3 protein-coding genes are annotated in these 3,363 nt (G+C 62.0%); 1 reads left to right on the plus strand and 2 read right to left on the minus strand.

The features are described from left to right. Positions 1-3: 3 nt before the first annotated feature. Both EN925_RS28880 and EN925_RS28885 read right to left on the minus strand, forming a co-directional pair. The gene (locus tag EN925_RS28880) at positions 4-1,194 is read right to left on the minus strand and encodes a Xaa-Pro peptidase family protein (RefSeq protein ID WP_127388323.1); all 1,191 of its coding nucleotides are present in this window, start codon (positions 1,192-1,194) and stop codon (positions 4-6) included. 62 nt (positions 1,195-1,256) lie between these two features. Next, positions 1,257-1,478 (minus strand): hypothetical protein, encoded by a 222-nt coding sequence (locus tag EN925_RS28885; RefSeq protein WP_127224205.1) that lies wholly within the window; start codon positions 1,476-1,478, stop codon positions 1,257-1,259. 90 nt (positions 1,479-1,568) lie between these two features. On the opposite strand from EN925_RS28885, the gene EN925_RS28890 reads away from it, so the two are divergent. Next, complete coding sequence (locus EN925_RS28890) at positions 1,569-3,179, plus strand: ABC transporter substrate-binding protein (protein WP_127369978.1); 1,611 nt, start codon at positions 1,569-1,571, stop codon at positions 3,177-3,179. Positions 3,180-3,363: the final 184 nt, after the last annotated feature.

Genomic DNA, 3,363 nt, shown 5'->3' on the forward strand with positions numbered 1-3,363 from the left:
CAGCTAGGCCGTCCCACCCCTGTTCCACCCCCGGCCCCGATCACCGAACATCACATAACCAGCGTCCGTCACCGCCAGCGTGTCTTCCAGCTTGATGAAGCCCCGTGTCGGGTGGAGCATGGTCGTCTCCACCGAAAGCACCATGTTCTTCTCCAGCGGCTTGGCCGCATAGGTGCCTTCATAGGTCACCGGGTGGTTGGTCATCAGGAACGGCGCCTCGTGCGTGATCAGCCCCATGCCATGGGCGAAGAAATCCGTGTAGGGCGCGACCTTCGAAGCCTTCAGCACGCCCTCGGCATGCGAAATCATGTCGCCGCCCAGCGTGCCCGCTTTGACTTTTGAGAAGGCCGCCTGCTGCACCGTCTCGACCTCGGCCAGCAGATCTTCGAGCTCGGCATCCGGTTCGCCGAGAATGCCCATCCGGCAGAGGTCCCCTATATAGCCGTGATAATTGCCGCCGGAATCGATTGACAGCACCTCGCCTTTTTCCCACGCCTGCGGTGAAGCGGCGCGGTTGTGGCTGGCACCCAGCGTCAGCAGGCAATATTCGAAATGGATGCCGCGATTGGTTTCCTCGCGCCGCAGCTGCTCGATGATCTCGCTTTTAGTCGTGCCTTCACGCGCCCAGGCAATGGTCGCCAGCATGGAATCGGTGATCAGTTCGGAGGCCGTGCGCAGCTTCTCCAGCTCCGCATAGGTCTTGATGGCGCGCATACGCTCCAGCATGTCGGTCGCATCGATCAGCCTGGCATCCGGCAACGCCTTGCGGATCAGCGTATAGGCGTCCGATGGCAGGAAGCCAGGCTCGATGCCGATGCGCGCGCCGGCCTTGCCGATCTTCTGCAGGTGCTCGACCGCAAGGTTGGCGGCGTCGAGCGTGCCCCAGCAGGCGGCGTGCAGCGTCGGCGTCCAGAACGGATTGTTCTGGTGCTCGCCGCCCTCCATGCGGTTGCCGATATAGGCGGCATGGTCCGGCCCGCCCTTTTCGTACACGACGATCGGCAGGTACCGGCTGTGGCCGATCGCATCCATGGCGGCGAAGAAGATGAACTTGTAACCGCCCAGCAGGTATTGCGTGTTGTGCTTGGAGGTGGCGAGCAGCACATCGATGCCGGCCTCCTCCATCAGCCGGTCGACCCTTGCCTGGTCGAACGGGATATTGCCGACGGCATTCTTGCCCGGAGCAATGTTCATCTCTCTCTCCCTGAATTGCCTGGGACCGCCGGCCGTTCCGCTCGCGATCCCCTGGCCATGACTCAAATCTGCACCATTTTGCCCGTTCTGGTCCAGCCAGAAATAGGGCAAACAGCACCGTTCCATGTCATCATACCTTTGTCCGTCGCATATCCCATCAATTTGGTCCTACCAGATTGACGCGATAGAAGCGCATATTCCAAACTGGTCCAGCGGACGAAAATTTCAAAGCCAAGCGAGGATGCGCCAATTCCGTCTCTGGCGAAACCCTCGGCAAGGCTCATAATCGCCGCCGCAAGGATGCTGGCGGGCTTGCCGGCGTTCGAGGGGTATTGGCGCGCCCAACCGGGTCGCGGAGGGGACGGAGTTCGATCATGTCAGGTTTCACGATTTCCAGGCGCACGATGCTTTCCGGCTCGGCAATGCTGCTGGCCTCCACCGCCATCCCGACACCGGGCTGGGCGCAGACGCCGAAGAAGGGCGGGCGGCTTGTGCTTGCCGCCGATTCCGAACCGCGCAACCTCAACCCGGCGATCGTCGCTTCCAACGGCGTCTTCTTCATCTCCAGCAAGATCGTCGAAACGCTGGCCGAAGCCTCCTACGACGGCAAGGACGGACTCGCGCCAAGGCTGGCGCTGAGCTGGGAGGGTGCCGCCGATGGGCTCTCGGTGACGTTCAAACTGCGCGACGGCGTCAAATGGCATGACGGCAAACCGTTCACCTCGGCCGACGTCGCCTTCTCGGCGCTGCAAATCTGGAAGCCGCTGCAAAATCTCGGCCGCACCGTGTTCAAGGATCTGGCCAGCGTCGACACCCCTGACGATCTCACCGCCGTGTTCAAATTCGCCAAGCCGACGCCGTTCCAGTTGATCCGCAACGCGCTGCCGGCGCTGAGCAGCGTGGTGCCGAAGCACATCTACGAGGTCGGCAAGATCGAGGACAACCCGGCCAACAACGCGCCCATCGGCACCGGGCCGTTCAAATTCGCAGAGTACAAGGCCGGCCAATATTACCGGCTGACCAAAAACACCGACTACTGGGGCAAGGACGAGCCCTATCTCGACGAGATCATCTATCAGGTGCTGCCGGATCGCACGTCCGCGGCGAGCGCGCTGGAGGCCGGAGAGATCCAGCTGGCGGCCTTTTCCGCCGTGCCGCTGGCCGACCTCGACCGCATCTCGAAAGTGCCGGGCCTGAAAGTGATCACCAAGGGTTACGAAGGGCTGACCTATCAGCTCGTCGTCGAGATCAACCATCGCCGCAAGGAACTGGCCGATGTCAAAGTGCGCCAGGCGATCGCGCATGCCATCGACAAGGATTTCGTCGTCAAGACGGTGTTCCTCGGCTATGCCGCGACAGCCACCGGCCCGGTGCCGAAGAACGATCCACAATTCTACACCGCCGATGTGCCGACCTATGCCTTCGACGTCGCCAAGGCCAACGCGCTGCTCGACGAAGCCGGCTACAAGAAAGGCCCGGACGGCAAGCGCTTCACGCTGAAACTGCTGCCTGCGCCCTATTTCAACGAGACAAAACAGTTCGGCGACTATCTGCGCCAGGCGCTCGCCGCCATCGGCATCGACGCTGAGCTGGTCAACAACGACTCGGCCGCGCACATCAAGGCGGTCTACACCGACCACGCCTTCGATCTCGCGGTCGGTCCGCCGGTGTTCCGCGGCGATCCGGCGATCTCGACCACCATCCTGGTGCAGAGCGGCATTCCCGACGGCGTGCCGTTCTCCAACCAGGGCGGCTACAAGAACGATGCGCTCGATGCGCTCATCGCCAAGGCATCGGAGACGCTCGACGCATCAGCCCGCACCGACCTCTACAAGGAGTTCCAGAAGGCGGTGGCTGCCGACCTGCCGCTGATCAACGTCGCCGAATGGAGTTTCATCAGCGTCGCGCGAGACACCGTCGGCAACATCGCCAACAACCCGCGCTGGGCGGTGTCGAACTGGGCGGACACGTATTTGGAATCGTGACAGAATTGCGCGGATGAAAATTCGCGAAATCATCGTAGGCTTTGAGTTCTACGAGGCCCCCCTCTGTCCTACCGGACATCTCCCCCCCAAGGGGGGAGATTGGCCGCTTGTCTGTCCCGCGAATTCTTCAACGTTGGAGATTGGCGAAGCCAAAAGAGACAGCCGATCTCCCCCCTTGAGGGGG

Origin of the sequence: Mesorhizobium sp. M7A.F.Ca.US.006.04.2.1, from assembly GCF_004022915.1 — a bacterium.
In the GTDB taxonomy this organism is placed as follows: Bacteria; Pseudomonadota; Alphaproteobacteria; order Rhizobiales; family Rhizobiaceae; genus Mesorhizobium; species Mesorhizobium ciceri.

What these genes read in the sequence shown, in the direction of transcription:
- EN925_RS28880 (WP_127388323.1), bottom strand. Translation starts at nt 1,194, where the DNA reads ATGAACATTGCTCCGGGCAAGAATGCCGTCGGCAATATCCCGTTCGAC.
- EN925_RS28885 (WP_127224205.1), bottom strand. Translation starts at nt 1,478, where the DNA reads ATGAGCCTTGCCGAGGGTTTCGCCAGAGACGGAATTGGCGCATCCTCG.
- EN925_RS28890 (WP_127369978.1), top strand. Translation starts at nt 1,569, where the DNA reads ATGTCAGGTTTCACGATTTCCAGGCGCACGATGCTTTCCGGCTCGGCA.